Annotated in this window: 19 protein-coding genes; 10 read left to right on the top strand and 9 right to left on the bottom strand. The window is 71.4% G+C overall.

Annotation, left to right across the window (positions count from 1 at the left end; genetic code table 11):
• Window positions 1–50: 50 nt before the first annotated feature.
• On the top strand, window positions 51–935 hold the full coding sequence (locus tag AW270_RS05065) for an RNA polymerase sigma-70 factor (RefSeq protein ID WP_082801340.1): 885 nt from the start codon (window positions 51–53) through the stop codon (window positions 933–935).
• Here AW270_RS05065 and AW270_RS05060 read toward each other — a convergent pair.
• From AW270_RS05060 to AW270_RS05045, 4 genes are all read right to left on the bottom strand, one after another.
• Window positions 877–2,139, bottom strand: a complete 1,263-nt coding sequence (locus AW270_RS05060; protein WP_245674570.1) for a glycosyltransferase family 4 protein — start codon at window positions 2,137–2,139, stop codon at window positions 877–879. The two genes, AW270_RS05065 and AW270_RS05060, sit on opposite strands and share 59 nt — an antisense overlap.
• 108 nt (window positions 2,140–2,247) lie before the next feature.
• Window positions 2,248–3,543: an FAD/NAD(P)-binding protein gene (locus AW270_RS05055; RefSeq protein WP_061291082.1), complete on the bottom strand. Its 1,296-nt coding sequence runs from the start codon at window positions 3,541–3,543 to the stop codon at window positions 2,248–2,250.
• Between the two features lie 65 nt (window positions 3,544–3,608).
• Window positions 3,609–4,640: an LLM class flavin-dependent oxidoreductase gene (locus tag AW270_RS05050; protein WP_245674569.1), complete on the bottom strand. Its 1,032-nt coding sequence runs from the start codon at window positions 4,638–4,640 to the stop codon at window positions 3,609–3,611.
• Window positions 4,607–6,637, bottom strand: coding sequence for an MMPL family transporter (locus tag AW270_RS05045; protein WP_082801303.1), 2,031 nt, complete (start codon window positions 6,635–6,637; stop codon window positions 4,607–4,609). The genes AW270_RS05050 and AW270_RS05045 overlap by 34 nt, the downstream gene beginning before the upstream one ends.
• 90 nt (window positions 6,638–6,727) lie before the next feature.
• On the opposite strand from AW270_RS05045, the gene AW270_RS05040 reads away from it, so the two are divergent.
• Window positions 6,728–7,327, top strand: coding sequence for a TetR/AcrR family transcriptional regulator (locus tag AW270_RS05040; protein ID WP_061291079.1), 600 nt, complete (start codon window positions 6,728–6,730; stop codon window positions 7,325–7,327).
• On the opposite strand, the gene AW270_RS05035 is transcribed toward AW270_RS05040, so the two are convergent.
• From AW270_RS05035 to AW270_RS05020, 4 genes are all read right to left on the bottom strand, one after another.
• Window positions 7,317–7,877, bottom strand: coding sequence for a DUF11 domain-containing protein (locus AW270_RS05035; protein WP_061291078.1), 561 nt, complete (start codon window positions 7,875–7,877; stop codon window positions 7,317–7,319). The two genes, AW270_RS05040 and AW270_RS05035, sit on opposite strands and share 11 nt — an antisense overlap.
• Before the next feature lie 51 nt (window positions 7,878–7,928).
• Complete coding sequence (locus tag AW270_RS05030) at window positions 7,929–8,441, bottom strand: hypothetical protein (RefSeq protein ID WP_218009089.1); 513 nt, start codon at window positions 8,439–8,441, stop codon at window positions 7,929–7,931.
• Between the two features lie 61 nt (window positions 8,442–8,502).
• Window positions 8,503–17,379 (bottom strand): DUF7927 domain-containing protein, encoded by an 8,877-nt coding sequence (locus AW270_RS05025; protein ID WP_157521701.1) that lies wholly within the window; start codon window positions 17,377–17,379, stop codon window positions 8,503–8,505.
• The gene (locus AW270_RS05020; RefSeq protein WP_061291074.1) at window positions 17,372–18,178 is read right to left on the bottom strand and encodes a fimbrial biogenesis chaperone; all 807 of its coding nucleotides are present in this window, start codon (window positions 18,176–18,178) and stop codon (window positions 17,372–17,374) included. The genes AW270_RS05025 and AW270_RS05020 overlap by 8 nt, the downstream gene beginning before the upstream one ends.
• 303 nt (window positions 18,179–18,481) lie before the next feature.
• Here AW270_RS05020 and AW270_RS37505 point away from each other — a divergent pair, with 303 nt between their 5' ends.
• Complete coding sequence (locus AW270_RS37505) at window positions 18,482–19,039, top strand: hypothetical protein (protein ID WP_157521700.1); 558 nt, start codon at window positions 18,482–18,484, stop codon at window positions 19,037–19,039.
• Here the strand turns inward: AW270_RS37505 and asnB are convergent.
• On the bottom strand, window positions 19,023–20,867 hold the full coding sequence (gene asnB / locus AW270_RS05015; RefSeq protein WP_061291073.1) for an asparagine synthase (glutamine-hydrolyzing): 1,845 nt from the start codon (window positions 20,865–20,867) through the stop codon (window positions 19,023–19,025). The genes AW270_RS37505 and asnB overlap by 17 nt on opposite strands.
• A 153-nt stretch (window positions 20,868–21,020) precedes the next feature.
• Here asnB and AW270_RS05010 point away from each other — a divergent pair, with 153 nt between their 5' ends.
• From AW270_RS05010 to AW270_RS04980, 7 genes are all read left to right on the top strand, one after another.
• On the top strand, window positions 21,021–21,608 hold the full coding sequence (locus tag AW270_RS05010) for a dihydrofolate reductase family protein (protein WP_061291071.1): 588 nt from the start codon (window positions 21,021–21,023) through the stop codon (window positions 21,606–21,608).
• A 10-nt stretch (window positions 21,609–21,618) separates the two neighbouring features.
• Entirely contained in the window at window positions 21,619–21,972 is a 354-nt protein-coding gene (locus AW270_RS05005; protein ID WP_061291069.1) for a BlaI/MecI/CopY family transcriptional regulator, read from the top strand.
• Entirely contained in the window at window positions 21,969–22,910 is a 942-nt protein-coding gene (locus tag AW270_RS05000; RefSeq protein ID WP_061291067.1) for a M56 family metallopeptidase, read from the top strand. Before AW270_RS05005 ends, AW270_RS05000 begins: the two co-directional genes overlap by 4 nt.
• Before the next feature lie 77 nt (window positions 22,911–22,987).
• A complete protein-coding gene (locus tag AW270_RS04995) occupies window positions 22,988–23,596 on the top strand; it encodes an HNH endonuclease family protein (protein ID WP_061291065.1) in 609 nt (202 codons plus the stop codon).
• Between the two features lie 44 nt (window positions 23,597–23,640).
• On the top strand, window positions 23,641–24,054 hold the full coding sequence (locus AW270_RS04990) for a hypothetical protein (RefSeq protein WP_061291064.1): 414 nt from the start codon (window positions 23,641–23,643) through the stop codon (window positions 24,052–24,054).
• On the top strand, window positions 24,051–24,356 hold the full coding sequence (locus AW270_RS04985) for a winged helix-turn-helix domain-containing protein (protein WP_061291063.1): 306 nt from the start codon (window positions 24,051–24,053) through the stop codon (window positions 24,354–24,356). Before AW270_RS04990 ends, AW270_RS04985 begins: the two co-directional genes overlap by 4 nt.
• Before the next feature lie 56 nt (window positions 24,357–24,412).
• Window positions 24,413–25,174 (top strand): S1C family serine protease, encoded by a 762-nt coding sequence (locus AW270_RS04980; protein WP_061291061.1) that lies wholly within the window; start codon window positions 24,413–24,415, stop codon window positions 25,172–25,174.
• The last annotated feature ends 1 nt before the right edge of the window (window position 25,175 follow it).

Genomic DNA, 25,175 nt, shown 5'->3' with positions numbered 1-25,175 from the left:
TCCCTTTCTGTGACATGTCACGAAAGAATGGTTTCCGGCGTCTGATGGACATGACCGATCCCGCGACGGAGACGTTCGTCGCCCACCGCGCCCTGCTCTTCACCGTCGCCTACGAGCTGCTCGGCTCGGCCGCCGACGCCGAGGACGTCGTCCAGGAGACCTGGCTGAAGTGGAGCGGCGTCGACCTCTCGGCGGTCCGCGACCAGCACGCCTACCTGGTCACCATCGCCACCCGGCAGGCCCTCGGCCGGCTGCGCGCCCTCGGCCGCCGCAAGGAGACCTATGTCGGCCCGTGGCTCCCCGAACCCCTGCTGACCACGCCCGACGTCGCCGAGGACGTCGAACTGGCCGACAGCCTCTCGACGGCGATGCTGCTGGTCATGGAGACCCTCACCCCGACGGAACGGGCCGTCTTCGTGCTGCGCGAGGTGTTCGCCTTCGACTACGCCGAGGTCGCCGAGGCCGTCGGCAAGAACCCGGCGGCGGTCCGGCAGATCGCCCACCGCGCCCGCGAGCACGTCGCCGCCCGCCGCCCGCGCGGCACGTCCTCGCGGGAGCAGACGAGGGGCGCGATGGCCGCCTTCCAGCGGGCGATCGAGACGGGCGACATGCAGGCCCTGTTCGACGTGCTGGCCCCGGACGTGGTCCTGCTGGCCGACGGCGGCGGCGTCGTGCAGGCCATGCCCCGGCCGCTGGTGGGGGCCGCGAAGATGGTCCGGTTCTACGCCGCCGTGCTGCGGTCCTTCGGCCCGGTCATGTCGATGGAGCCGACCGAGTCGAACGGCTGGCCGGCCTTCCTCTGCTACCTGGAGGGCGAACTCGACGGCATCCTGACGATGCACGCCGAGAACGGCCTGATCACCGAGCTCTACTACGTCAGGAACCCGGAGAAACTGTCCCGCCTGGCCGAGGAGACGCCGCTGCGCAAGCGCTGAGCAGTTCCTCCCACTGGGGCCCGACCGCGCTGATGTCGTACTCCTCCGCCGTGACCAGCCCGTTCTCGGCGAGCTTGGTGCGCAGGTCGGGGTCGGCGATGAGGCGGCCGATGGCGTCGGCCATGGCGTGGATCTTCCCGGCCGGGACGAGCAGGCCGTTGTGGCCGTCGCTGATGATCTCGGCCGGGCCGGTCGGGCAGTCGTAGGCGACGACCGGGACGCCCACGCTCATGGCCTCAAGGATGGTCATCGGCATGCCCTCGCGGCGGCTGCTGAGCACGTTGATCGACGCCTCGGCCAGCACCGCGCCCACGTCGGTGGCCGGGCCCATGAGCTTCACGCAGCCGGTGAGCTCGCGCTTCTCGATCGACGCCTGGAGCTTGTCGTGGCGGGCGCCCGAGCCGTAGATGCGCAGCTCCCAGTCAGGGTGGACCTTGTGGACGTGGGCCCAGGCGCGGATCAGCAGGTCGTAGCCCTTCACGTGGGCGAGCCGCCCGATGGCCACGGCGACCGGCGCGGTGCGGGTGGCGGGCGGGGCGTTCAGTTTCGGCACAGCGTTGGGGATGCGGACCAGATGGGCCGGCGGCCTCTTCCTCAACGCCTTCCGGTACGACTCCAGATCGGTCTCGGTCAGCGTGGCGACGGCGGTCAGGCGGCCGTAGCGCCGGACGATCTGCTTCCTGGTCTCCTCCCCGTGGGACGGGAGGTTGGCGTGCTCCTGACCGATGGTGATCACCTCGGGTCCGGCGAACCGGGCGATCAGCAGGTTCAGGGCCGGCCGGGTTCCGATCAGGACGCCCCCGCGCCGACTGCGGATGTACCTGGCGAGCGCGAGGTCGGTCTTCAGGGTGTACCAGTGGGCGGCGGCCTCGTCGGGCGGCGTCAGCCGGCTCCGGAAACGGTTGAGAAGTCCTTTTCTGCCGTCGACCCGATCATCGAGATACGTGATCCGCACGCCGGGCGGCGGTTCGAAGAAGAATTCCGGGAGCTCGCGGACGAGGCTGACGATCTCGACGTCATGGTCATCGGCCAGGTGGGCGGCCAGGTTGAAGACGGTGCGGATCGTGCCACCCAGGCCGTAGGCGTGGAGCAGGAGAATGCGGATCTCCCGGGTGTCGGGCGGCGGCGCCTTTCTCGCTCGACGTGCGTCGCGTTTCTCGAGTAATCGAACGACACCACGTCGTAAAGCTCCCGAAATGGGCAACAGTTTCCCCTTTGAAAATGTGCGATTTCCCCAGTATTAAGACGCAGTGAACGCCTGATTCGCTGAAGTGATCTGGGTCACATTTTGTCCAGGAGACGCCGCCGCCGCTCACCTCACGAGCCGGCCGCTGATCTCGTCGATGACGTGAGGGGCGAGAACCGCGGCCTGACCTCGGATCTCGGGGATGGCCGTGGTCTCGTACCGGCTGCCTCTCAGGACCGGGCCGAGGGTGACGAGCCGGTCGTCGGCGCGGCCGGTGGCGTCGACGACGCGGCCGCGCTCGTCGGCCTCGACCCCGAGCCCGAGCCGGTCGGCCCGCACCAGACCGTCGCCCATCAGCCGGACCAGCAGCGGGTCGCGGGCGCAGACCGAGGCCGGGCCGGTCGCGTTGACCACCCACGAGACGGGGAGGTCGCGGTCCTTGAGGTGGACCAGCACGCCCTCGGGGCCGGGCGTGACGGCGTCCACACAGCCGCTCAGCACCTTCAGCCGCCCGGTGGCCTCCAGCCTCTCGATCTTCGCGGCGGTGGCCGGCGGGATCCGGTGGCGGTGGATCTCCCAGTGGCGCGCCGCCAGCGCCAGGAACCGCCGCTGCTCCCGGAGCGGCAGCCGGGACCACAGCTCCGGCACTCTGGGGCGCAGCCCGTCGACCACGCCGCGCCAGTCACCGTCCGAGGCCGCCTCGCGCACGGCCCGGAAGAGCACCCGCAGCGTCAGCGGCCCTTCGGGGAGCGTGACCTGGCGGGGACTGACGGGATCGTCCGCGTGTACGCGCGGCAGCAGCCCATGGCGCGACACCGCGTAGACCGTGCGGCCGGGCGTGCGGGTGAGCGTGACGGCCATGTCGACCATGGTCAGCCCGGTCCCGACGACCAGCACGTCGCCTCTGCCGACCTCGTTGAGCGCGCCCGCCGCCCACGGGTCGTTGGTACATCGCTTCTCGGGCAGCCTCAGACCGGGCGCGGCGTTGCCGGTGGCCAGCACGATCGCGTCGGCGTCGAAGGCACGGCCGTCGGCCAGCCGCACCTGGGCGGGCCGCCGGGACACCGCCGCGACGTTGCCCGTCACCTTCTGGACGGTTCGTTCGTCGTCCTGGGCACGCTCCAGGACGTCCCGCAGATAGTGGCCGTAGGTCCGTCTGGGCAGGAACTCGCAGCCGGTGACCCTGGCCCAGCGGACGAAGTCGGCGGGATCGTGGTCGAGGGCGCTCATCTTCGCCGCCGGGGCGTTGAGGAGGTGTTCGGGATCGGTGGTCGAGTAGGCCTGGCCGAGGCCGTGGCGGGCGTACCGGTCGATCAGCACGACGTGCAGGGGGAGACGGCGGGTTCGTGCGGTGTGCAGGAGGTGGACGGCGGCCAGGGTTCCGCTGGCGCCGCCGCCGACGACCACGACGACGGGAGTCATGACCCCAGAATAGAGAACTTTACCTACAAGTTTTATAGGTAATCGCCAGGAGTTCAGCAGATCATTTACGCCCTGTCACCTGGCCCGATGCCGCCGGCGTCCCTGACCAGGGGCAGGACCTCGCGGCCCAGCCGGGCGACGTTCTCCAGCGTCCCGCGGTGGTCGCCCGAGCCCTCGACCAGCAGGATCAGCCGCTTCAGGCCGGTCTTCCGCACGGTCTCGCGCAGCACGCGCGCGCAGTGGTCCGGCGAGCCGACCGGGTGAATGCGACAGAGCAGGTCGACGTAGGCGTCGACGTCTCTCGCGGGGCGGGGGCGGTCGTCGACGGGGACGTAACCGGCCAGACCCGGGCGGAGCCACTGCGGCATGGCGCGCTTGAGGTCGGCGACGGCCTGGGCGGTCGTGTCGGCCACGTAGCCGACCGCCGCGCCGATGTGGCCGTCCGAGGGGCGGCCGGTGAGCATCGCGGCCTTCTCCTCGTCGCCGATGTGCAGGCCCAGCAGCATCGGCAGGCCCCGGGCGGTGGCCAGGTCGGCGGTCTCCGGGGAGGTGCAGGCGACGACCGGGCGCAGGCCCGGCGGGCCGGGCGTCATCGGGACCTCGCGGAAGCGGAAGAACTCGCCCTCCGCCGACAGCCGGTCCCGGGTCAGGGCCGCGCAGAGCAGGTCGAGGGACTCGGCGAAGCCGCGTTCGAAGCGGGGGAGACCGGTGCCGAAGACCTCAAGGTCGACCCAGGGGCCGCCGCGTCCCACGCCGAGCTCGAACCGGCCGCCCGACGCGTGGTGCAGGATCGCGGCCTCCTCGGCGAGGGCCACCGGGTGGCGGGTGGACAGGACGCTCACCGCCGTGCCGACGTGGATGCGGGTGGTGCGGCCCAGCGCCACCCCGGCCAGGGTGACGGCCGAGGGGATGACGCCGTAGGACATGAAGTGGTGTTCGGCGAGCCAGGCGTCGTCGAAGCCCGCCCGCTCGGCGGCGACGACGGTCTCGACGGTGTTCCGCAGGACCTCGCCCGAGGTCTGGCCGGGGAACTGCGCGCCGACCAGGAAGATGCCGATGCGGGTCAGGGGCGTCTCCTCAGTAGTCGGGGCGCCCACCAGTTTGCCTCGCCCGCGAGGGCCATCGCGGCGGGCAGCAGCACTCCCCTGATGATCGTCGCGTCGACCACGACCGCCAGGGCCATCCCCACGCCGAGCATCTGGAGGAAGACGACGCCGGAGGTGGCGTACACGGCGAAGGAGGCGGCCAGGATCGCGGCCGCCGCGGTGACCAGCGGCGCGCTCCGCGCGATCCCCTCCTGTACGGAGGTCACGACGTCCCCGGTGCGGTCGTGCTCCTCCTTGATCCGGGACAGCAGGAAGACCTCGTAGTCCATGGACAGGGCGTAGGCGACGCAGAACATCAGGATGGGGATGCTCGGCTCGATCGTGCCCGTGCGGTCCTGGAACAGGAAGACCAGCGCGCCGAACATGACCGACAGGCTGAGCAGGTTGAGCGCCGACGCCTTCAGCGGCGCGACGACGCTGCCGGTCATCGCGAACAGGACCACACAGGTGATCAGCACGATCAGCCCGGCGACCAGCGGCAGCCTGCCGATCACGCCGTCGCGGTAGTCGGCGAGCTCGGCGGGATAACCGCCGACGACGACCTCGAAGGGGGCCGGTGCGGCACGGATGTCGGCGACCAGGTCGAGCCGCCCGGTGGACGCCACGACCGACAGCCAGGTGCCGCCGCCCGCGGCGAACCGGGTCGCGTCAGGGGCCTCGACCGGCCGGCCGTCGGCGAACGACCCGGCCGCCGAGTCGACGCGGACGACGCCGTCGATCCGGGAGAGCGTGGCCGCGTAGCCGGCCGAGGGAGCGCCCTGCTCCGCGACGACCTGGACCGCGTCCGCCTCCTCCACCGGGAAGCCCGCTCTGACCTGGTCGTACAACTGCCGGGCGGGGGCCGATTCAGGCAGGACGCGGTCGTCGGGAACGCCGAACCTGATGCCGAGGAAGGGCGAGCCGAGCAGCAGGACCACGGCGAGCGCGGCCCCGCCCAGCGACCACGGCCGCCGCATGACCCGGGCGGCCACCTCACGCCAGAAGACGCGTTCCCGGGCGGGGCTCCTCCCGGCCACGCGGTGGCCCAGCACCCGGAGCGCGGCGGGCAGCAGGACCGTCGCGCTGGGCACGGCGGCGAGGACGACCGCGAGGCCGGCGTACCCGAACGACTGGAGGAAGGGGAACGGGAAGACCAGCAGGACCGCGAGCGCGGCGGCCACGGTGACGCCGCTGAACAGGACGGTCCGCCCGGCGGTGGCGACGGTCCGGCCGACCGCATCGGAGACGGGGAGACCACGCGCCAGCTCCTCGCGGAAGCGGAACACGACGAACAGGCCGTAGTCGACGCCGAGGCCGACGCCCATCACGAGGGCGAGGTTGGCGGCGAACGTGGACACGTCGGTGAACAGGGTGACCGCGCGGATCAGCGCCAGCGCGCCCGCCACGGCGGCGACGCCGACGCCGAGCGTCACGAGGGCGGCGGCGAACCGCCGGTAGACCAGCCAGAGCAGGCCCAGCACCAGCGGCAGCACGACGATCTCGGCCCGCAGGAAGTCGGCCCTGGCCTGCTCCATGACCTGCCGGAACACCTCGTCGCCGCCGCCTACCTCCACCCTGACCAGCGGGCCGTCGCGGGTGAACTCGGGGGTGAGCGCCGGCAGGACGGTCCGCCTGACCGTGTGGGCGTCGCCCGGGATCCAGGCGAGCACGAGCGCCTGCCGGGCGTCCTCGCTGCGCAGGGTGGCCGAGCCGCGCGTCCAGTAGGACCAGGCGTCACCCGCCCAGCCGGTGAGTTCCCGGGTGAGTTCCCGGCCGGCCTCCGCGACGGCCGGGTCGTCGACGGTGCCCTGCTTGGCCGTGACGAGGAGGGCCAGGTTGGGGCTGCCGGTGCCGAACCGGTCGGCGAGCAGGGCCTTGGCCCGCATCGACTCCGAGCCGGGGGCCTCGAAGCGGTTGAGCGAGAGGGCGCCGAGCGTTCCGGCGGCGACGGCCCCGGCGGCGAGCGTGATCAGGACCCCCAGCACGAGCACCCACCTGGCTCCGCGCACGACGCATCGATCCCCTTGGTAAGGTTTTGCGAGCAATCGCTCGCGTTTGAACAATACGAGCGGTCGCTCGCATTTTCAAGGGAGATCGTGATGGAGCGACGCAGACAGGCGCGCGGCGAACGGCGGATGGCCGAGATCCTCGACGCGGCGGCCGACGCCTTCGCCGAGCTGGGTTACGAGAAGGCGTCCACTAACGCCATCGCCGCGCGGGCCGGGATCTCGCCGGGGTCGCTCTACCAGTTCTTCCCGGGCAAGGAGGCGGTGGCCCGCGCGCTGGCCGACCGCTTCGTCGCCGACATGCGCGCGGCCCACGCCGCCGCCTTCACCGGCGCCGAGGTCGCCGGGATGGACCTCGACGAGCTGCTCGACCGGGTGGTCGACCCGCTGGTGGCGTTCAACCTCGCCAATCCGGGGTTCAAGGCGCTGTTCGCCCGGCCCGACATGCCGTCGGCGCTCGCCGGGTCGTCGCAGCCGATCCAGGCCGCGATGCTCGGCCAGGTCGAGGCGATCCTGCTGGCCCGGGTGCCGGGCCAGGAACCGGCCGATCGGGCGAGGAGCGCCCGGGTTCTCGTGCGGATCTTCCAGGCCATGACGCCGCTCGTGGCGGCGTCGCCGGAGGAGGAGCGCCCGGCCGAGATCGCCGAGCTCAAGCGGGTGCTGAAGGGTTATCTGACGTCGCTCAGCGCTTAGGGGTGCTCTTCCGGCGACGCCAGACCAGCACCGTCAGCACCGCCAGGAGGGCGGCGGCGGCCCCCATGGCCAGCGGCACCGACGACCCCTGGGTCTTCATGGCCACCGGCGCGGGAGCGGCCACAGGGGCCGAGTCGGTCGCGCAGACCAGCGGCCGCGCCTCACCCGCGCGGGCCGCGCAGGAGACCACGGCCAGGCGCTTCAGGCCCGGGTTCAGCCGCTTCACGTCCATGGTCACGCTGAACGTCACGGTCTCGCCCGCTCGCAACGGGTGGGTCCAGCGCACCCGGCCGTCGGCCGCCTTGCCCGGCGGCGACGACGAGACCAGCGTCAGGCCGGGGTCGATCGTCTGGCTGATGTCGAGGGACCTGGCGTCGCCGGCGCCGGTGTTGACCACCGTCGTCGTGTACGTGAGCCGCTGCCCCTGCCTGACCGCGTCACCGCCGCCCTCGACCGCGATGGTCAGCTGGGCTTTCGGTTTCGCGTGCGCGGCCGGCGCCGCGACCAGCAGTACGGCGATAATTCCCGCGGCTTTTCCCCAAAACGCCATGGTCCCCCCAGAGGCCGGCGGACGGATATTCCGCCGGCCATTCTTCCGGCATTAGAGCGTGGTGGCGATGTAATTCAGCGTGCCCGTGTAGGTGTCGGGGCGGACGAACGGAATGGTGATGCGGTAGTTGTTCGCGATGATGTCTCCCGTGGGCGCCGAGGCCGACGCCTTGGTGTCGACCACGACGGGCGTCCCCGGGTTCAGCGGGGTGAAGGTGCCCGCCTGGGCCGGGCCGCTGACCTGGAGCAGCGAAGCCGGGATGACGTCGGTGCTGCCGGCGATCGACGGCAGCAGGTTGGGCGTCGTCGGCTGCACCGTCACGGTGTAACCGGCGAAGTTGTTCGTGGTCACGCGCATGGTCACCGGAGACGCGGTGGTCACCACCGCGCCCGGCACACCGGTCAGCGTGAACGACGGGGTCAGCTCGGTGAGCGTGATCTCGTCGGTGACCACGACGATCGCCTCGGTGTTGCCGGTGGCCGTGTCGGCGGCGGCGGGCGACACGGTGCTCAGCACGCTCGCCAGGCAGCCGAGAGCCGCATACGCCATTTTCATGTCAGGCATTTGTGCCATCCCTTTCGATTAACCTCGAAGCCATGATCACCGCGTTTTCCCGTAGTTAAACTCACGATGTGCTGGCAATGTAGTCGAGGGTCACCGAATAATTGCCGGTCGGGACAAATGGAATATCCACCTCATAATCGTTCGAGAGTGAATCTCCAATTTGTGCCGACGGCCCCGTCTGCCGGTGCACCACGATCGGCGTCGTGGCCGACAGCGGCTCGAAGCCCGACGTCTCGGGCGACCGGACCTTCAGCGCGGAGATCGGGATCGACGCCCCGGTCACCGGTGAGGTCAGCGCGGACGCCGACGACCGCACCGTCACCGTGTAGCCGGTCGGGCTGTTGGTGATGACGTTCATCGTCACGATGCCGTCGCCGCGCTGGGTGGTGTCGGGCGGGCCGGTCAAGGTGAAGCTCCTGGTCAGGTCTGCCACGGCGATGCTCTGGGCGATCACGGTGATGGTCGTCGAGCAGCGTGGGTCGGCCGAGCCCGCCGCGCAGTTGGAGCCCCTGGTGGGTGACGTGATCGTCGTGTCCAGGGTGCCGTTCCCGGCGGCCGGCGCGACCCGCACCGAGTAGGTGACGGTCGCGGTCGCGCCCTCGGCCAGGTCTCCCGTCCAGATCAGCTCGTTGTCGACCGGCGACACGAAGCCGGAGGACGCCCAGGCGTCGCCGCCGTAGATCGCCGTGCCGATCGGGTCGGTGTAGGTCGCGCCCACGTACGGCGTCTGCCCGGTGTTGGCCACCGTCACGGTGTAGGTGACGATGCCCCCGGCCACGACGCTCGCCGCGTCGGCCTGTTTGGTGATCGCGAGCCGGGGCGTCAGCACCCGCACGGTCGTCGAGCACGACGGGCCGCCCGGACAGGTCGCGCCCTGTGTCGTCGACACGACCTGCTGGACCAGCCGGCCGTCGCCGGGATCGGGGTCCTTGATCCGCACCGAGAAGGTGACCGTGGCGACCGCGCCGATGGGCAGGTCGCCCGTCCACGACAGCGTCGGCTCCGCGTAGGACACCACTCCCGAGGTCGCGGAGGCGTCGCCGTTGTAGTCGGCGTCGCCGAGCAGGCCGATCAGGGACGTGCTCCAGGTCGCGCCCTGGTAGGGCGCCTCTCCGGTGTTCGCGGCGGTGATCGTGTAGGTCACGACGTCGCCCGGTGTCGCGGTCTGCCGGTCGGCGACCGTGGTCAGGGTCAGCTCCGGGATGAGGACGGTGACGGTGGTCGTGCAGGCCTGGCAGTCGAGGCCCGGGGTCGTCGAGGTGAGCTCGCTGGTGAGCGTGCCTCCGTCGCCGCCCGGGTCCACCACCGTGATCGAGGCGGTCGCGGTAACCGACTCGCCCGGGGCCAGCGCGCCGTTCCAGGTGACCGAGCCGTCGAGGTTGAAGGTCAGGGTGCCGCTGCTGACCATGGCGTCGTTGTTGTACTGGGCGTTGGCCAGCGCGCCGGCCAGCGACAGCGTGAAGTCGGCGGGCGAGAAGGTGGTCCGGCCGGTGTTGGTGGCGGTCACGGTGTAGCGGACGACGTCTCCCGGCATCGCGACCGTCCGGTCGGTGGCGGTGACGACGGTGAAGACCGCGACCGGCACGTCGGTTTCGCAGCGCGGATCGGTTCCGCAGTTGCTCCCGGTCGTCGGGGAGGTGATCCGGCTCGACAGCATCCGGTCACCCGGGTCGGGGTCCCGGACGGTGACCGAGTAGGTGATCGTCGCCGACTGGCCGGGGGCCAGCGCGCCCGTCCAGGCGAGTTCCCCGGCCGAGAAGCCGACGGTCCCCCTCGTGGCGTCGCCGTCACTGTTGTAGACGGCGTCGTCGAGCACCCCCGCCAGGTCGTCGGTGAAGCTCGCGGCGGGGTAGGTGGTCTGCCCGGAGTTGGTGACGGTGACCGTGTAGGTCACCGTCCCGCCCGGGACCGTCGAGGTCGGGCTCGCCGACTTCACGATGGTCAGCGCCGGGGTGAGGATCTGGACGTTGCTGGTGCACGCCCCGCACGACACCCCTTCGGCGTCCGACGTCACCGTGTTGGCCATGATCTTGTCGCCCGGGTCGGGCGACCGCACGGTCATCGTGTAGGTCACCGTCGCCGACGCCCCGACCGCCAGGTCTCCGGTCCAGGTCAGCGCCGAGTCGGCGAAGGCCACCGATCCGGTCGTGGCGGCGGCGTCCGCGCCGTACACGGCGTCGTCGAGCGCGCCGGCCAGCGGGTCGGTGACGACGACGCCCGTGTAGGGCGTCTCGCCGGTGTTGGCGATCGTGATCGTGTACGCCACCACGTCGCCCGGCTCGGCCGTCGCGCGGTCGGCCGTCTTGGCGATGGTGAGCTGCGGCACCAGCACGGGCACGTCCAGCGCGCACGCCGGGTCGGCGCCGCCCGCCGGGCAGTTCGACCCCGGCGCGGCCGACACCAGGCGGCTCGCGATCCGCCGGTTCCCGGTCGGCGGATCGTTGGCGGTGAACGGCGAGGCCACCGTGACGCTGCCGCCGACGGGGATGTCACCCGTCCAGACGAGGTCGAGGCCCTCGACCGACAGCGTTCCCGAGGTGAGCGTCGTCTCGCCGGTCGGGATGGCGTCGTCGACGAGGTCGCCGGCCGGGATCGCCACGCGGATCCCGTGGTAGGGCGTCTGCCCGGTGTTGGTGAACACGGCGGTGAGCTGCACCGTCTGCCCCGGCTTGACGCTGGTGGCGCTGGACGACACGGAGATCTCCAGCTCCGACACGGTGACCGTGGCCGAGCAGCGCGGATCAGTGCCCCCGGCCGGGCAGTTGCCCCCGGGCGAGGGCGAGGTGAGCGTGCCGGTCAGCAGGTCGTCGCCGGAGCCGCCCGCCGGATCCACCGTCACCGAGTAGGTGACCGTCACGGTGCCCCCGGCGGGGACGTTCCCGGTCCAGGTCACGTTCGGCGAGGTGAACGCGGCGCTGCCCGACGTCGCGGCCAGGTCGTTGTTGTACGAGGCGTCGTCCAGCACCCCCGCAAGCGGGTCGGTGAAAGTCGCCCCCACATAGGGCGTGGCGGCGGAGTTGGCCACGGTGATCGTGTACGTCACGACCCCGCCCCGCACCACCGACGACGGGTCGGCCGTCTTGGTGAAGGTGAGATCGGTGGCGTCGGTGACCACCACGGTGACCGCGCACGGGGTGTCGGCCGACCCCGCCGCGCAGTTGGCGCCCCTGGCGGCCGAGGTGGTGACGGCGGTCAGCCGCTTGTCGCCCAGGTCGGGGTTGTTCACGACGGCCGTGAAGGTGATCGTCGTGCTCGCGCCGACGGCGAGGTTCCCGGTCCAGGTGAGCGCGGGCGCGTTGTAGGCCACCGACCCCGACGTGGCCGCGGCGTCGCCGCCGTACGCGGCGTCGTCGAGCAGGCCCGCCAGGTCGGTGAGCGCCGTGGTGCCCGTGTAGGTCGTCTGGCCGGTGTTGGTGATCGTCGTGGTGAAGGTGACGGTGTCGCCGGGGACGGCGGTCTGCCGGTCGGCCGAGGTGTCCACGGTCAGCGCCGGGGTCAGCACGACCACCCGCGACATGCAGGCCGTGACGCACGTGCTGCCCGGCGCGGCCGAGGTGACCCCGTTGATGAGCTGTTTGTCGCCCGGATCGGGGTCGCGGACGGTCACGCTGTAGGTGACGGTGGCGGTGGCCCCGACGGGCAGGTTCCCCGTCCAGGTCAGCTGCGGCGTGGCGAAGGAGACGGCGCCCGAGGTGGCCGAGGCGTCGTCGCCGTAGACCGCGTCGTCGAGCAGGCCGGTCAGGTCGTCGGTCACGCTGATCCCGGTGTAGGGCGTCTGGCCGCTGTTGGTGATCGTCGTCGTGTAGTGGACGACGCCTCCCGGCTCCTGCGTGGTGGTGTCGGGCGTGGTGGTGATCGTCAGGGCCGGGATCAGCACGTCGATCCGGGCGGTGCAGGCCGGGTCGGTCCCTCCGGTCGGGCACGAGCTGCCCGGCGCGTCGGCGACGAGCGTGCCTCGGACGATCTTGTTGCCGGTGTCGGGGTTCTTCACGGTCAGCGTGCCGGTGACGGTCACCGTGCCGCCGACGGGGATGTCGCCCGTCCAGTTGATGCCGGTCGGGCCCAGGACGAGGTTCCCCGAGGTGGCGACCTGGTCGCCGTTCGGAGTGGCGTCGTCGACCACGTCGGCGCTGGCGGCCGAGACGGTGAGGCCCGTGTAGGGCGTCTGGCCGGTGTTGGCGAACGTCGCGCTCAGGTGGATGACCGAGCCGGGCGTGGTGCTCGTCTCGGTGAAGGCCTGGCTGAGGGCGAGCCGGGACAGCCGGACCGTCGACGGGCAGCCGGTCGGGCAGGTCGACCCCGGGACGGTCGAGACGACCGTGCCGGTGATCAGCCCGTCGCCGGGGTCGGGGTTCCGCACCGTCGCCGAATAGGTGATCGTCGCGGTGGCTCCGACGGCGAGGTTCCCCGTCCAGGTCAGGTTCGGCGCGGTGTAGGACACCGTGCCCGAAGTGGCGGCGGCGTCGCCGTTGTAGACCGCGTCGTCGAGGAGCTGGGCCAGCTGGTCGGTCAGGCTCGCGCCCGTGTAGGGCGTCTGGCCGGTGTTCTGGGCGGTGATCGTGTAGTTGATCACCTCGCCCTGGACGGCGCTGTCCCGATCGGCCTGCCGTGTGATCGTCAGACCCGGGACCAGCACGTTCACCACGGCGGTGCAGCTCGGGTTCGACGAGCCCTGCGGGCAGGTGCTGCCCAGGACCGGCGACACGACCGTGTTGTACATGAGCCGGTCGCCCGGGTCGGGGTTCTTCACGGTCACCGTGTACGTCACCGTCACCGAGCCCCCGACCGCGAGGTCGCCCGTCCACGACAGCACCGGCGCGTTGTAGGCGACCGTGCCGGAGGTGGCCGAGGCGTCGCCGTTGTAGACGGCGTCGGCGAGCACGCCCGACAGCGAGTCGGTGAAGGTCGCCCCCTGATAGGGGGTCTGGCCGGTGTTGGCGGCGGTGATCGTGTAGGTGACCGTGCCGCCGGGTGTGGTGGTCGGCGCACCGGCGGTCTTCGTCAGGGTGAGCCGGGGTTGCAGGATGGGGACGGAGGTCGTGCACGACACGCAGTTCAGGCCGGCCGTCGTCGAGGTGACGTTGCTGGTCAGAGTGCCCGTGGCGGGGTTGTTGACGGTGACCGAGGCGGTCGCGGTCACCGACTGGCCGGGCGCGAGCGGGCCGGTCCAGGTGATCGTCCCGTTCGGGTTCAGCGTCAGGTTGCCCGAGGTGGCGGTGGCGTCGTTGTCGTAGGTGGCCTCGCCCGCCAGGGCCAGCGTGAAGTCGGCCGCCGGATAGGTCGTCTGCCCGGTGTTGGTGGCGGTCACCGTGTAGCGCACCACCCCGGTGGGTGTCGTGCTCGACACGTCGGTGGCGGTGGTGACGGTGAGCCGAGGCACCAGCGTCGTGACGCTGACCGTGCACGGGCAGTTGTTCCCCGGGCTGGCCGAGGTCACCGTGTTGGTCAGCGAGCGGTCGCCGGGGTCGGGGTCGCGGACCGTCACCGAGTAGGTGATGGTGGCCGACGCGCCCGCGGACAGGTTGCCCGACCACGACAACGTCGGCGCACCGTAGGTCACGGTGCCCGAGGTCGCCGCCGCGTCGTTGTTGTACGTCGCGTCGTCGAGCACTCCAGCGAGCGCGTCGGAGAAGGTGGCCGGGGAGTACGCCGTCTTCCCGGTGTTGGTCACCGTGACCGTGTAGGTCACGGTCGCCCCCGGCGTGGGGTTGGCGGTGTCGGCGGTCTTGCCGATGGTGAGCGCCTGGAGCGTGACCGTCGACCGGCAGCGGCCGTCGGTGCTCGACGGGGCGCAGTTGGTGCCCGAGGTCGGCGAGGAGACCGTGTCGGTCAGGATGCCGTTCCCGCCGGTCCGCACGGTCACCGAGTAGGTGATCGTGGCGGTCGCCCCGGCGGCCAGGTTGCCGGTCCAGGTGACGTTCTGCCCGGCGAGCGACGCGCTCCCGATCGAGGCGGCGAGGTCGCCGTTGTAGGTGGCGTCGTCGAGCACGTCGGCCAGCGCGTCGCTCAGGGTGACCCCGGTGAACGCCGCCGGGCCGGTGTTGGCCACGGTGATCGTGTACGAGAGGGCCGACCCCGGCGTCGCCGCCGACTGGTTGGCCGTCTTGGTGATGACCAGCGGCCCGGCCCCGACGTTGATCGTCGCCGACCTGGTGTCGCTCTGCCCGTTCGCGTCGGTGACCTTGACCGTGAAGGCGTAGGCGCCCTGCGTGGTCGGGGTCCCCGAGATCAGGCCGGTCGAGGTGTTCAGCGTCAGCCCCGGCGGCAGCGCCCCGGAGGCGAGCGAGTAGGTGTAGGGGGCGGTGCCGCCCGACACCGACAGCGGCAGGCTGTAGGCCACGGCCACCTGCGCGGCCGGGGGCGGCGGGATGGTCAGCACGGGTGCCGCCGCGATCGTCACCGTCGCCGCCCGGGTGTCGCTCTGCCCGCTCGCGTCGACGATCCGGACGGTGAAGCTGTAGGTGCCCGCCGTCGTCGGGGTGCCCGACAGCAGGCCGGTCGACGGGTTGAGCGTCACCCCCGGCGGCAGCGACCCGGCGCTGATCGACCAGGTGATCGGCGCGGTGCCGCCCGTCATCGTCAGCGGCACGCTGTAGGCCACGTTCACCTGACCGCCGGGCGGCGGCCCGAAGGTGAGCTGCGGGTTGGCGTTCGGCGTCACGGTCGCCGACGGCGTCGACGGCAGGCCGGGGCCGGCCGCGTTCACCGCCGTCACCGTGAACGTGTACGCCGCCCCCGCCGTCAGCCCGGTGACCGTCTGCGTCGTCGCGGTGGACGAGTAGGAGACCGGCGTCTGCGCCACCCCGTTGAGATAGGGCGTGACGACGTAGCCGGTGATCGCGCTGCCGCCGTTGGACGCGGGCGGAGACCAGGTCAGCGTGGCCGACAGGTCTCCCGCCGTCGCGGCGGTGATCGTCGGCCGCCCCGGCACGGTGTAGGGCACCACCGTGTTCGACTGCGGGCTCGCCGTCCCGGTCCCGATGGCGTTCACGGCCGCGACGGTGAAGGTGTAGGAGGCCCCGGCCGTCAGCCCGGTGAGCGTCTGCGTCGTCGCGGTCGACGGATAGGAGACCGGCGGCTGCGCGACGCCGTTCAGGTAGGGCGTGACGACGTAGCCCGTGATCGGGCTGCCGTTCGGCGCCGGGGCCGCCCAGGTCACGGTCGCGCTGGTGGCGCCCGCCGTCGCGGTGGGCGCGGCGGGCGTGCCGGGCGCGGAGGTGTAGGTGTAGGCGGCGGCTCCCGCGACGCCCTGGGTCACCACCGTCACGGTCACCGCGGCGGCCGACGGACGCGACGGCATCGACGGGATCGTCAGCGTGCCGTTGGCGTTGGCGACGAAGCAGTTCGTGGTAATCACGCTGGAGCACGGCAGCAGCACGACCGGTGTGCCGGCCTGCTGCTCGGCCGTGGTGCCGATCTCGATGGCGGTCGCGCCGGTCAGATTCGACCCGCTGACGGTCACGCTCCCGCCGCCCGCGATGGTGCCGCTGGTGGCCGACAGCGTGATGCCCGACGGGGCCGCCGGGATCGTGCCCGCCGTGGTGGTCGTCGCGATGCCCGGGTTGCCGTCGTTGGAGGAGACCGTCACGGTCGAACCGGTCTGCACGGTCGACGGCGTCACCGAACTCCCGGTGACGATGCCGACCACGGTGATCGTGGGAAGGTTCGTGCCGCTGGCGAAGGGGGCGTTGGAGTTCGTACAGGTGATCTTCTGGCCCGACGGAGCCCCGCAGACCCAGCCGGAGCCGAACGCCCCCACGGGCACCACCCCGGCCGGGAGCGTCTCGGTCACCGAGATCGGCAGCGTCTCGTTGGCTCCCGTCGCCGACACCACCGGCCTGACCGTGTAGGTCACCGGGTCGCCCGGCTTGGGTGCGGAGCCGTTGTAGCTGGTCTGCGTCACGGTCAGGTCGGGCACCGGGTTGAGGCTGTTGACCACGACGTTGTCGATCTCGTGGAAGTCGGTGACGCCGCCCGTCGAGGCGACCCAGCCGAACGCGAGCTGGCGGGGGATGCCCGCCGCGGTCGTCCACGTCGACGACGGATAGAGGCCCGACGACACGGTGGGCAGCGCGCCCGTCAGCGTGCGGGGCGAACCGCCGACCGGGGTGAACTGGACCGCGTAGCTGTTCGCCGCGACCGACAGCCCGGCGGCGGTGGTCAGCGCGCTCGCCGTCGGGTTGATCGCGACCGCGACCGGGACCACCGACGCCGCCCGGGTGGTGCCCCGCAGCCGCAGGGCGGCCGAGCTCGTCGAGGTGGCCGTGCTGCTGATCGCGCAGTAGCCGACGGTGCCCGCGCCGGGCCCGCGCACCACGACCTGGCCGGGGACGGTCCCGGTCGTGGAGATGTAGGGCTGGTTCGGGCAGCCGGTGCCCTGGTAGGAGGAGTTGCTGAAGTTGCCGTACGCGTCGAACCCGAACCCCAGGTAGGCGTTGGCCAGGCCCGCCCCGGACGAGAACGGCGAATAGCCCAGCGAACCGCCGGGCCGCCCGATGGTCGCGGGCGGCAGCGGGTTGGCCGGGTCGACGGCCGCGGCGACGAACGCGACGCCGTCGGCCCCGCCGCCGCCGTACTGGTACATGTTGAACGTCACGTCGATGCCCTGCGAGGTCGGCACCGACGTGGCGCCGAAGATCCCGCCCTGCAGACCGGTGACCGCGCTGGTCAGCCGCAGCGTGCCCGAGCCGTTGGCGTCGGTCGAGGTGAGGCAGCTCTTCAGCCCGGTCCCGGTCAGGTTCCCGGCGGCCGACAGGCAGGCGACGTTGCTGCCGGTCGACCCCGAGGGCAGCGCCGGGATCGTCACCGGATAGGCCGGGTCGATCGTGTTGTTCTTGAACGACTGCACGAACAGCGTCGACCCGGCGGCGTGCGACACCGACACCGGGACGTGGACGGCCGTCGCGACGAGGGCGACGGCGAGCACCCGCTTAAACACGGCTCCCACTTCCCGCCAGCTCACGCGCGGCCGACTCGACCCTGCGCCGGTACCGGTTCCGGGCGACCACCCAGATCAGCGCGCCGCCCATTACGAGGGCGACGAGGACGACCACCAGGTGCAGCGGGAAGACCACCACCTGCACCGTCCGGGTGTTCCCGCCGGGCACCGCCACGGTCACGTCGCAGAAGCAGACGAACGGCGGGTCCCAGGTGGCCGCCACCTCGCGGGTCGCCCCCCGCACGACGGTGAAGTCGGGGAACAGCAGCTCCGACCCACCGGCCTGGATCTTGAGGCGGTCCAGCCCCCGGAAGTCCCGGTGCACGGTGCCGGTGCTGCGGACCCGGGCGGTGATCGGCACCGGCCCGCCGAGCACGAACCCGGGCGCCTGGAGGTCGGCGATAGCGGCCGACGCGTCGATCGCCCCGGGGACGGTGACGAACACCGGCGCGGCGATCCCCCGGTTGATCCGGATGTTCGCCGTGGTCTTCGCCGCCGGGACCTTGAAGATGACCGCGAACTGGTGGTCGCCGGGCTCGGGGCTCTCGGGCACGGCCACGCGCAGCGTCACCGGCCGGGTCTCCCCCGGCGGCACCGTCACCTGGGCCGGGCTCACCGTCGCCCAGGCCGCCGCCGCGTAGGGAGCGCCGGGCTGGAACCGCATCGCCCCCGACTCGCCCGCGACGAAGTCGGACTTCTCGACGGTGACCTGGAACGCCTCCCGGCCCTTGTTCGTCACGTCGAACCGGTGGTCGGAGGTCCCGGCCGGGACGACCAGCCGGGTGGGCGTGACCTGCATGGAGAAGGAGGGCTCAGGCTCGGCCGCCCGAACCGGTGTGCCTTGGGTCAAGAAAAGACACAACACGACGAGGAATGCCGCCGTGCCACCCCGAACCGAATTGACCATCCGCAATGCCCCCCATAGCGATCAATTCGAGAAAGTAGTCAATCGACCGCCAAGAGGGCTGCTGAAGATCGTCCGTGGTTTACCAGTCTCCCATCATGGTTTCCATGTGGGTCATATTCCGTAAAGATTCCCCCGATGCGCCATAGTTCTCCCCATTGGGTATATGGGCGGGGTGCAGGGATATACGGGGGAGAAATGAGAAAAAGCATCGCCGCACTGGCGGGACTGTTGTTCGCGGCCGCCACGCCGGCAACCGCGCTGGCGGCGGAGGATCCGGGCTCGACGGGCGTCTCGATCCGGGTGCTGCCCCCGGGAGAACCCGTGGACCCAGTGGACCCAGTGGACCCAGTGGACCCCGTGGACCCGGTGGACCCGCCGAAACCGGTGGATCCGCCGGTCGAGGAACCCGATGGGCACCACGGAAAGCCGGTGACCCATCATGTCCAGGACGGCGTCGACGGAATTCGCGGCAATGTCGACGGCCTGAACTTCGAGGGTGAGTCAGATAAATCCGGCATCAACCGCGATTCCGGTGTTCAGGGCAATTCGGAGGCGGTGCGTGATTCCGGCGTTCAAGGCCATTCGGAGGCGGATCGCGATACCGGAGTCAGCGGAGCCAAGCCCGAGGAGCTGCCCTTCACCGGAATGAACGGCGACGCCCTCGCGGTCCTCGCCCTGGCGGGCGCGGTCGCCTCGATCGAGGGCGTCGCGTTGATCGTGCTGACCCGGCGGCGGTTCAGACGTTCACCTTGACGTCGTAGTCCTTCAGCCAGGCGTCGAGCTGGAGCAGCCGCTCCAGCGGCGCCCTCGGCAGGGGCTCGCCGTCGGTCCGGCCGACCATCTTCCGGGCGTCGACCAGGTCCATGACCTCCTGGCTCGGCAGGTAGTCGGCGCGCAGCAGGTCGCGGACGGCGTCCCGGAGCGCCACCCCGTAGGAGGGGTCCTGGGTCGAGGGGTAGGGCGACTTGACCCGGCGCAGGATCGAGTCGGGCAGGACGTCGGAGCAGGCGGCCCGGAGCAGGCTCTTCTCCCGGCCGTCGAAGGTCTTCATCGCCCAGGGCGCGTTGAAGACGTACTCGACCAGGCGGTGGTCGCAGAAGGGCACCCGGACCTCCAGCCCGACGGCCATGCTCATCCGGTCCTTCCGGTCGAGCAGCATCTGCACGAACCGGGTCAGGTTGAAGTAGCTGATCTCCCGCATCCGCGCCTGGAGCCCGGTCTCGCCGGGGATCCTCGGCACCTCGGCCATCGAGGCGTGGTAGCTGTCGGCCTGGTAGCCGGGGATGTCGAGCAGCCGCAGCAGGTCCTGGTCGAGCAGGCCGAGGTTCATCTGGCCCACGACGTCGCCCATGGCCAGCCACGGGAAGGTGTCGGCGTTGACGGCCTTCGGGTCGTGGAACCACTGGTAGCCGCCGAACACCTCGTCGGCCGACTCACCCGACAGGGCCACGGTCGAGTGGCTGCGGATGGCGCGGAACAGCAGGTAGAGCGAGGTGTCCATGTCGCCCATGCCGACCGGCAGGTCCCGGGCGCGCAGCACCGCCGCGCGCACCTCCGGGTTCATCAGGTCGGCCGAGTCGAGCACGATGTCGGTGTGGTCCGACCCGACGTGCCGGACCAGGTCGTGGGCGTAGGGCCCGTCGGGAGTGGCGCGGGCGGCGTCCGGCTTGAAGTTCTTGGTGTAGCCGGCGAAGTCGACGGAGAACGACCGGACCGTGCCGAGGCCCTGCTCCTTGAGGTCGTTGGCGGCCAGGGCGGTGACGGCGCTGGAGTCGAGCCCGCCCGACAGCAGCGTGCACAGCGGCACGTCGCTGATGAGCTGGCGGGCGATGATGTCGTCGAGCAGCGCCCGCACGTTCAGGACCGTGGTCGGGACGTCGTCAGGATGCTCGTAGGAGCTGAGCTGCCAGTAGCGGCGCTTGGTGATCCCCTCACGCCTGATCTTGACGATCTGGCCGGGGCGGACCTCGTACATGCCCTTGAAGATCGCGTTCTCCGGCGTCTTGACGAACGAGAGCATCTCGCGCAGCCCGTCGGCGTCGACCACCCGGTCGGCCAGCGGGTTGGCCAAAATCGCCTTCGGCTCCGACCCGAACAGCACCCCGCCCGGCGTCGGGTAGTAGTAGAGCGGCTTGATCCCCATCCGGTCGCGGACCAGGATGAGCTCCTCGGTGCGGGTGTCCCAGACGGCGAACGCGAACATCCCGTTCAGGTGGTCGGCGAGGTCCTCGCCCCACTCCAGGTAGGCGTGGAGCAGAACCTCGGTGTCGCTGTACGTCCGGAACGCGTGCCCCTTGGAGACCAGCTCGTCGCGGAGCTCCTGGAAGTTGTAGACCTCACCGCTGTAGGTGAGGACCGCGATCTCCCGCCCGGCGTCCTCGGCGATCATCGGCTGCCGTCCGCCGGCGAGGTCGATGATGGCGAGCCTGCGGTGTCCGATCGCGGCGTGCGGCGAGAGCCAGAGCCCTTCGTCGTCGGGCCCGCGGCAGCTCATCGTGTCGGTCATGGCCTGCGCGATCTCCCTGGGCCTTGCCCCCGTCAGGTCGCGCTCGTAATCCACCCAGCCGGTGATTCCACACATGCTCCCGATCCCCCCATCGCTCGCACACCTGTGGAAACCCGCGATCGGAGGGCGATATGCCCGGATAAAAATTTCTTGGAGACCCGATGTCGAATTCGCGGTCACCCGGACGACGCGCTGACAGAGGACCGACAAACCCAAGGAGACACCATCATGAGCAAGGTCATCGCCGGCGCCACCATGTCCCTCGACGGCTACATCGCCGGCCCCGGCGAGAGCGGCTTCGACCTGCTGTTCCAGTGGTACGGCAACGGCGACGTCGAGGTGCCGGGCGCGAGCCCGAACGTCCCGCCGCTGCGCCTGACGGAGGCCAGCGCCGGGCTGCTCAAGGAGGAGTGGGGCGGCATCGGCGCGCTGGTCGTCGGCCGCCACCTCTACGACATGACCAACGCCTGGGGCGGCATGCACCCGATGGGCGTCCCGGCGGTCGTGCTGACCCACCGCCTCCCGGAGGACCGGCCGAACTTCGCCTTCGTCAGCGAGGGCATCGAGGCGGCCGTGGCCAAGGCCAAGGAGATCGCCGGGGACAGGGACGTCGCGGTCAACGGCGGCCAGATGGCGCGGCAGGCCCTCGAAGCCGGTCTGGTCGACGAGATCGGCGTCGAACTCGTCCCGGTGCTGCTCGGCGGCGGGACCCCGCTGTTCGCCGGGCTGGGCACCGCGCCCGTCCAGTTCGACGGGCCGGTCCGGGTGGTCGAGGGCGCCGGCGTGACCCACCTCCGCTACCGCGTCCGGCGTTAATCTGGGAGGCATGGCACGGCTGGGCACCCTCGAGCGCTCGATCATGGACGCCCTGTGGCGGCATCCCGACGGGATCTTCGCCCACGACCTGGCGGCGAAGCTGCCGTCCCAGCCGGCGACCACCACGGTCCTCACGGTGCTGGTGCGGCTGGGCAACAAGGGCATGGTCACCCGCGAGCGGGTCGGCCGGGCCCACCTCTACCGGGCCGCCGTCGACAAGGACGCCGTCGTCGCCGAGGCGATGCGGGCCGCGCTCGACGACGCCGGTGACATCGAGGGGGCCGTGCAGCGCTTCGTCGGCACGGTCTCCCCCGAGGTCGCCGCCGCCCTGCGCGAGGCGCTCGACGCGAGGGAATCCCGATGAGCCCCTGGTTACTGTCGGCCCTGGTCGCCCTGCTGCCGATGAGCCTGTCCGCCCGCCTGGCGAGAGCCGAATGGACGTGGCGCCACCCGCGCGCCGCGCTGGCGCTGTGGCAGGCCGTCGCCCTGTCGGCCGGGCTCGGCGCGATCACCGCCGGGCTGGTCGCGGCGGTGGCCCCGCTCGACGCGGTGTTCCCCCACGGCATGCACACCTTCGTCCGGGGGCTGGCCTCCGGCCACGGCCTCCACGGGCTGGGCTGGGCGGAGTTCGCCGCGCTGGCCTGGTCGGCCGGGGTGCTGGTCTGGCTGGTCGCCCACACCCTCCGCGCGTCCTTCGCGGCCATGGCCGAACGCCGCAGGCAGCGCCTGCTGGTCGACGTCGCGGCCGAGCACCTGCCCGACGTCGACGTGTACGTCCTCCCGAGCGCCCGCCGCCTCGCCTACTGCGTCCCGGGGGCGGGCGGCAGGGTGGTGCTCAGCCAGGGGGCCATCGACTCGCTGTCGGCGGCGGAGCTCCAGGCCGTGCTGAACCACGAACGCGCCCACGCCAAGGGCCGCCACGACCTCGTGCTGCTGCCGTTCGTCGCGCTGAGCCGGGCGTTCGCCTGGCTGCCGTTCGCCCGCACCGCCCGGCAGGCCGTGGCGGTGCTGCTGGAGATGATCGCCGACGACCACGCCCGCGACCCGATCCCGCTGGCCCGCGCCCTGGTGACGATGGCCCAGCCGTCACCCGCCGGAGCGCTCGGGGCGGCCGACGCCGGGGTGGTCGAGCGGGTCGGCCGCCTGGTGGCCCGGGGCCGCGACGCGGTGTGGTGGGTGTCGGTGCTGGTCTACTCCTCGGCGCTGGCCGTGCTGAGCGGGCCGGTGGTCGTCCTGGTCGCGCCGTGGCTGTGGTGGGACTGCCACCCGTCGGCCGACCTGCTCTCCTGCGTGCCCGACTAGCGGGACGGAGGCCGTCCTCGGCATGTCCCGCCGACCCGGCTGACTACTCTGAGTGATCAGCGGGTATCGCTCGCGTCATGACGATCCCATGGCGGCGAGCGGCCTGCCTGACGGTTCTCCTCGCGCTGGCGAGCCTGCCCGCGCCGGCCGAGGCGTCCACCCTCTCGGCCCTGGCCGAGCTGCGGGTGAAGCCGGCCAGCGCCCGGATCCTCGCCCGCTACGACCGCGCGAAGTTCATGACCGGCTGGCGGCGGCCCGGGACCGGGGGCTGCGACACCCGCCAGATCGTCCTGATGCGCGACGACCGGTCCCCCGGCGGCGGTTGCGGGAGCAGTGACGGCCTCTGGTTCAGCCCCTACGACGGCCGCACCCTGACCGACACCGGCCAGATCGACGTCGACCACGTGGTCCCGCTGGCCAACGCGTGGATCTCGGGGGCGTGGCGGTGGAGCCCGGCCCGCCGTCACGCCTTCGCCCACGACCTGATCCGCCCCGAGCTCATCGCCGTGAGCGAGTCGGTCAACCTCGACAAGGGCGGCCACAGCCCGGCCAACTGGCGGCCGCCGGTCAGGGCGTACTGGTGCGCGTACGCCCGCAAGTGGATCGCCGTCAAACACCACTACGGGCTGTCGGTGACCTGGCGGGAGAAGTCCGCTCTCCAGGACATGCTCGCCACATGCGGCTAGAGCAACTACTTGCCATCTTGGAAAGTAATTGCCATCATCGACGCATGGATCGAGAAGAGGCGGCCGCGGCCCTGAGGGCGGCCGAAGGTCACAGAGAGACGGTCCGGGCCGCGAGCAGGTGGCCCGTGCTGGTGCTGGTCGCGCTGGGGTGCGCGGTCTTCGCCACCGACTTCGCGGTGGCGTTCGTCTCGGGCCCGTGGACGTTCGTCCCCGTTTCCTGGACCGCCGTCTGCGCGATCTGGGTGGGGTGGTACGCCCACCGGCAGAGCGTCCGGCCGCGCGGCTACGTCCGGCGCTACTCCATCTCCCTGGGAGCGGGCATGATCCTGCACGTCGCGTACGTCCTGATCCTGTCAGCGGCCGGGCTGCGCGGGCTCCCCGTCCCCGCGCTCGTCGGTTCGCTTGTCGTGGCGGCGCCCTTCTTCGTCGGCGCCTACGTGGAGAGCCGGGCCGAGTGAACCATCCCCGTCACGATCTCGATGAGGTCATCCACTCCCCGGTGCGGATGTCCATCGTGGCCGTGCTGGCGGCGGCCGACCAGGTCGAGTTCGCCTTCGTCCGCGACGCCGTCGAGATCACCGATCCCACCTTGTCCAAGCAGGTGACCACGCTGGAGAAGGCCGGTTACGTCGAGGTCATCAAGGGCTACGCCGGAAAGAGACCGCGGACCTGGCTCAAGCTCACCCCCGAAGGGCGCGAGGCGTTCGTCCGTCATCTGGCCGCGCTGCGGGCCATCGCCGACGGCGCGGGAATGCCCTAAAAGGATCAAGAGGCATCTTTAAGGCAATTTTCAGGCCGCGCACGTACCGTCGACTCATGACCAAAGGGCCGAAGGCATGGTTGCTCGTCGGGGCGGCCGTGGTCTGGGCCGTGGTGATCACCGGAATGGTCCTGTTCCGAGGAGGCGACTTACCGGAAGCGGCCGCTCCGAGTCCATCCCCATCGCCGTCAGACACCCCGCTGACCACCGCCGAGGTCTACCAGACGCTCCTCCCCTCGGTGGTCAGGATCGAGACCAAGCGCGACGAGTCCAGCCAGGACAGCATGACCACCTCGGCCGTCGGCACCGGCGTCATCGCCAACGCCGACGGCACCATCCTGACCGCAGCCCACGTGGTCGCGAAGGCCGCGTCCATCGAGGTCGCCTACACCGACGGCAGCCGGACCGCCGCCAAGGTCGCCAGCAGTGATCCCAAGAAGGACATCGCCACCCTCGTACCGGAGAAGCTGCCGGGCACGCTCGTCCCAGCCACGCTCGGGGGCGGCACGCAGGTCGGCGACGACGTCGTCGCGATCGGCAACCCGCTCGGCCTGACCCTCAGCACCAGCAGCGGCGTCGTCTCGGGGCTGAACCGCGAGGTCGCGGGCACCGCGGGTCACATCCAGTTCGACGCGTCGGTCAACCCGGGAAGCTCCGGCGGGCCGCTCGTCAACGACCGGGGCCAGGTCGTCGGCATCGTCGTGTCCCTCGCCAACCCCACCGAAGACGGCACGTTCATCGGCATCGGTTTCGCCATGCCCATCGGCGCCGCGCTGGGCGGCGGCGGTGAGGGCGAGGGCGAGACCCTGCCGCTCTAGG

It is taken from the genome of Herbidospora cretacea (assembly GCF_001570605.1).
Lineage (GTDB): Bacteria > Actinomycetota > Actinomycetes > Streptosporangiales > Streptosporangiaceae > Herbidospora > Herbidospora cretacea.
Note: the sequence above shows the minus strand (reverse complement) of the source record. Positions and strands in the feature narration are given on the sequence as shown.

Bases quoted from the DNA above. Each gene is read 5' to 3' on its own strand.
- AW270_RS05065 (WP_082801340.1), top strand. From the start codon at position 51: ATGACCGATCCCGCGACGGAGACGTTCGTCGCCCACCGCGCCCTGCTC.
- AW270_RS05055 (WP_061291082.1), bottom strand. From the start codon at position 3,543: ATGACTCCCGTCGTCGTGGTCGTCGGCGGCGGCGCCAGCGGAACCCTG.
- AW270_RS05040 (WP_061291079.1), top strand. From the start codon at position 6,728: ATGGAGCGACGCAGACAGGCGCGCGGCGAACGGCGGATGGCCGAGATC.
- AW270_RS05035 (WP_061291078.1), bottom strand. From the start codon at position 7,877: ATGGCGTTTTGGGGAAAAGCCGCGGGAATTATCGCCGTACTGCTGGTC.
- AW270_RS05030 (WP_218009089.1), bottom strand. From the start codon at position 8,441: ATGCCTGACATGAAAATGGCGTATGCGGCTCTCGGCTGCCTGGCGAGC.
- AW270_RS05020 (WP_061291074.1), bottom strand. From the start codon at position 18,178: ATGCAGGTCACGCCCACCCGGCTGGTCGTCCCGGCCGGGACCTCCGAC.
- AW270_RS37505 (WP_157521700.1), top strand. From the start codon at position 18,482: ATGAGAAAAAGCATCGCCGCACTGGCGGGACTGTTGTTCGCGGCCGCC.
- asnB (WP_061291073.1), bottom strand. From the start codon at position 20,867: ATGTGTGGAATCACCGGCTGGGTGGATTACGAGCGCGACCTGACGGGG.
- AW270_RS05010 (WP_061291071.1), top strand. From the start codon at position 21,021: ATGAGCAAGGTCATCGCCGGCGCCACCATGTCCCTCGACGGCTACATC.
- AW270_RS05005 (WP_061291069.1), top strand. From the start codon at position 21,619: ATGGCACGGCTGGGCACCCTCGAGCGCTCGATCATGGACGCCCTGTGG.
- AW270_RS05000 (WP_061291067.1), top strand. From the start codon at position 21,969: ATGAGCCCCTGGTTACTGTCGGCCCTGGTCGCCCTGCTGCCGATGAGC.
- AW270_RS04995 (WP_061291065.1), top strand. From the start codon at position 22,988: ATGACGATCCCATGGCGGCGAGCGGCCTGCCTGACGGTTCTCCTCGCG.
- AW270_RS04990 (WP_061291064.1), top strand. From the start codon at position 23,641: ATGGATCGAGAAGAGGCGGCCGCGGCCCTGAGGGCGGCCGAAGGTCAC.
- AW270_RS04980 (WP_061291061.1), top strand. From the start codon at position 24,413: ATGACCAAAGGGCCGAAGGCATGGTTGCTCGTCGGGGCGGCCGTGGTC.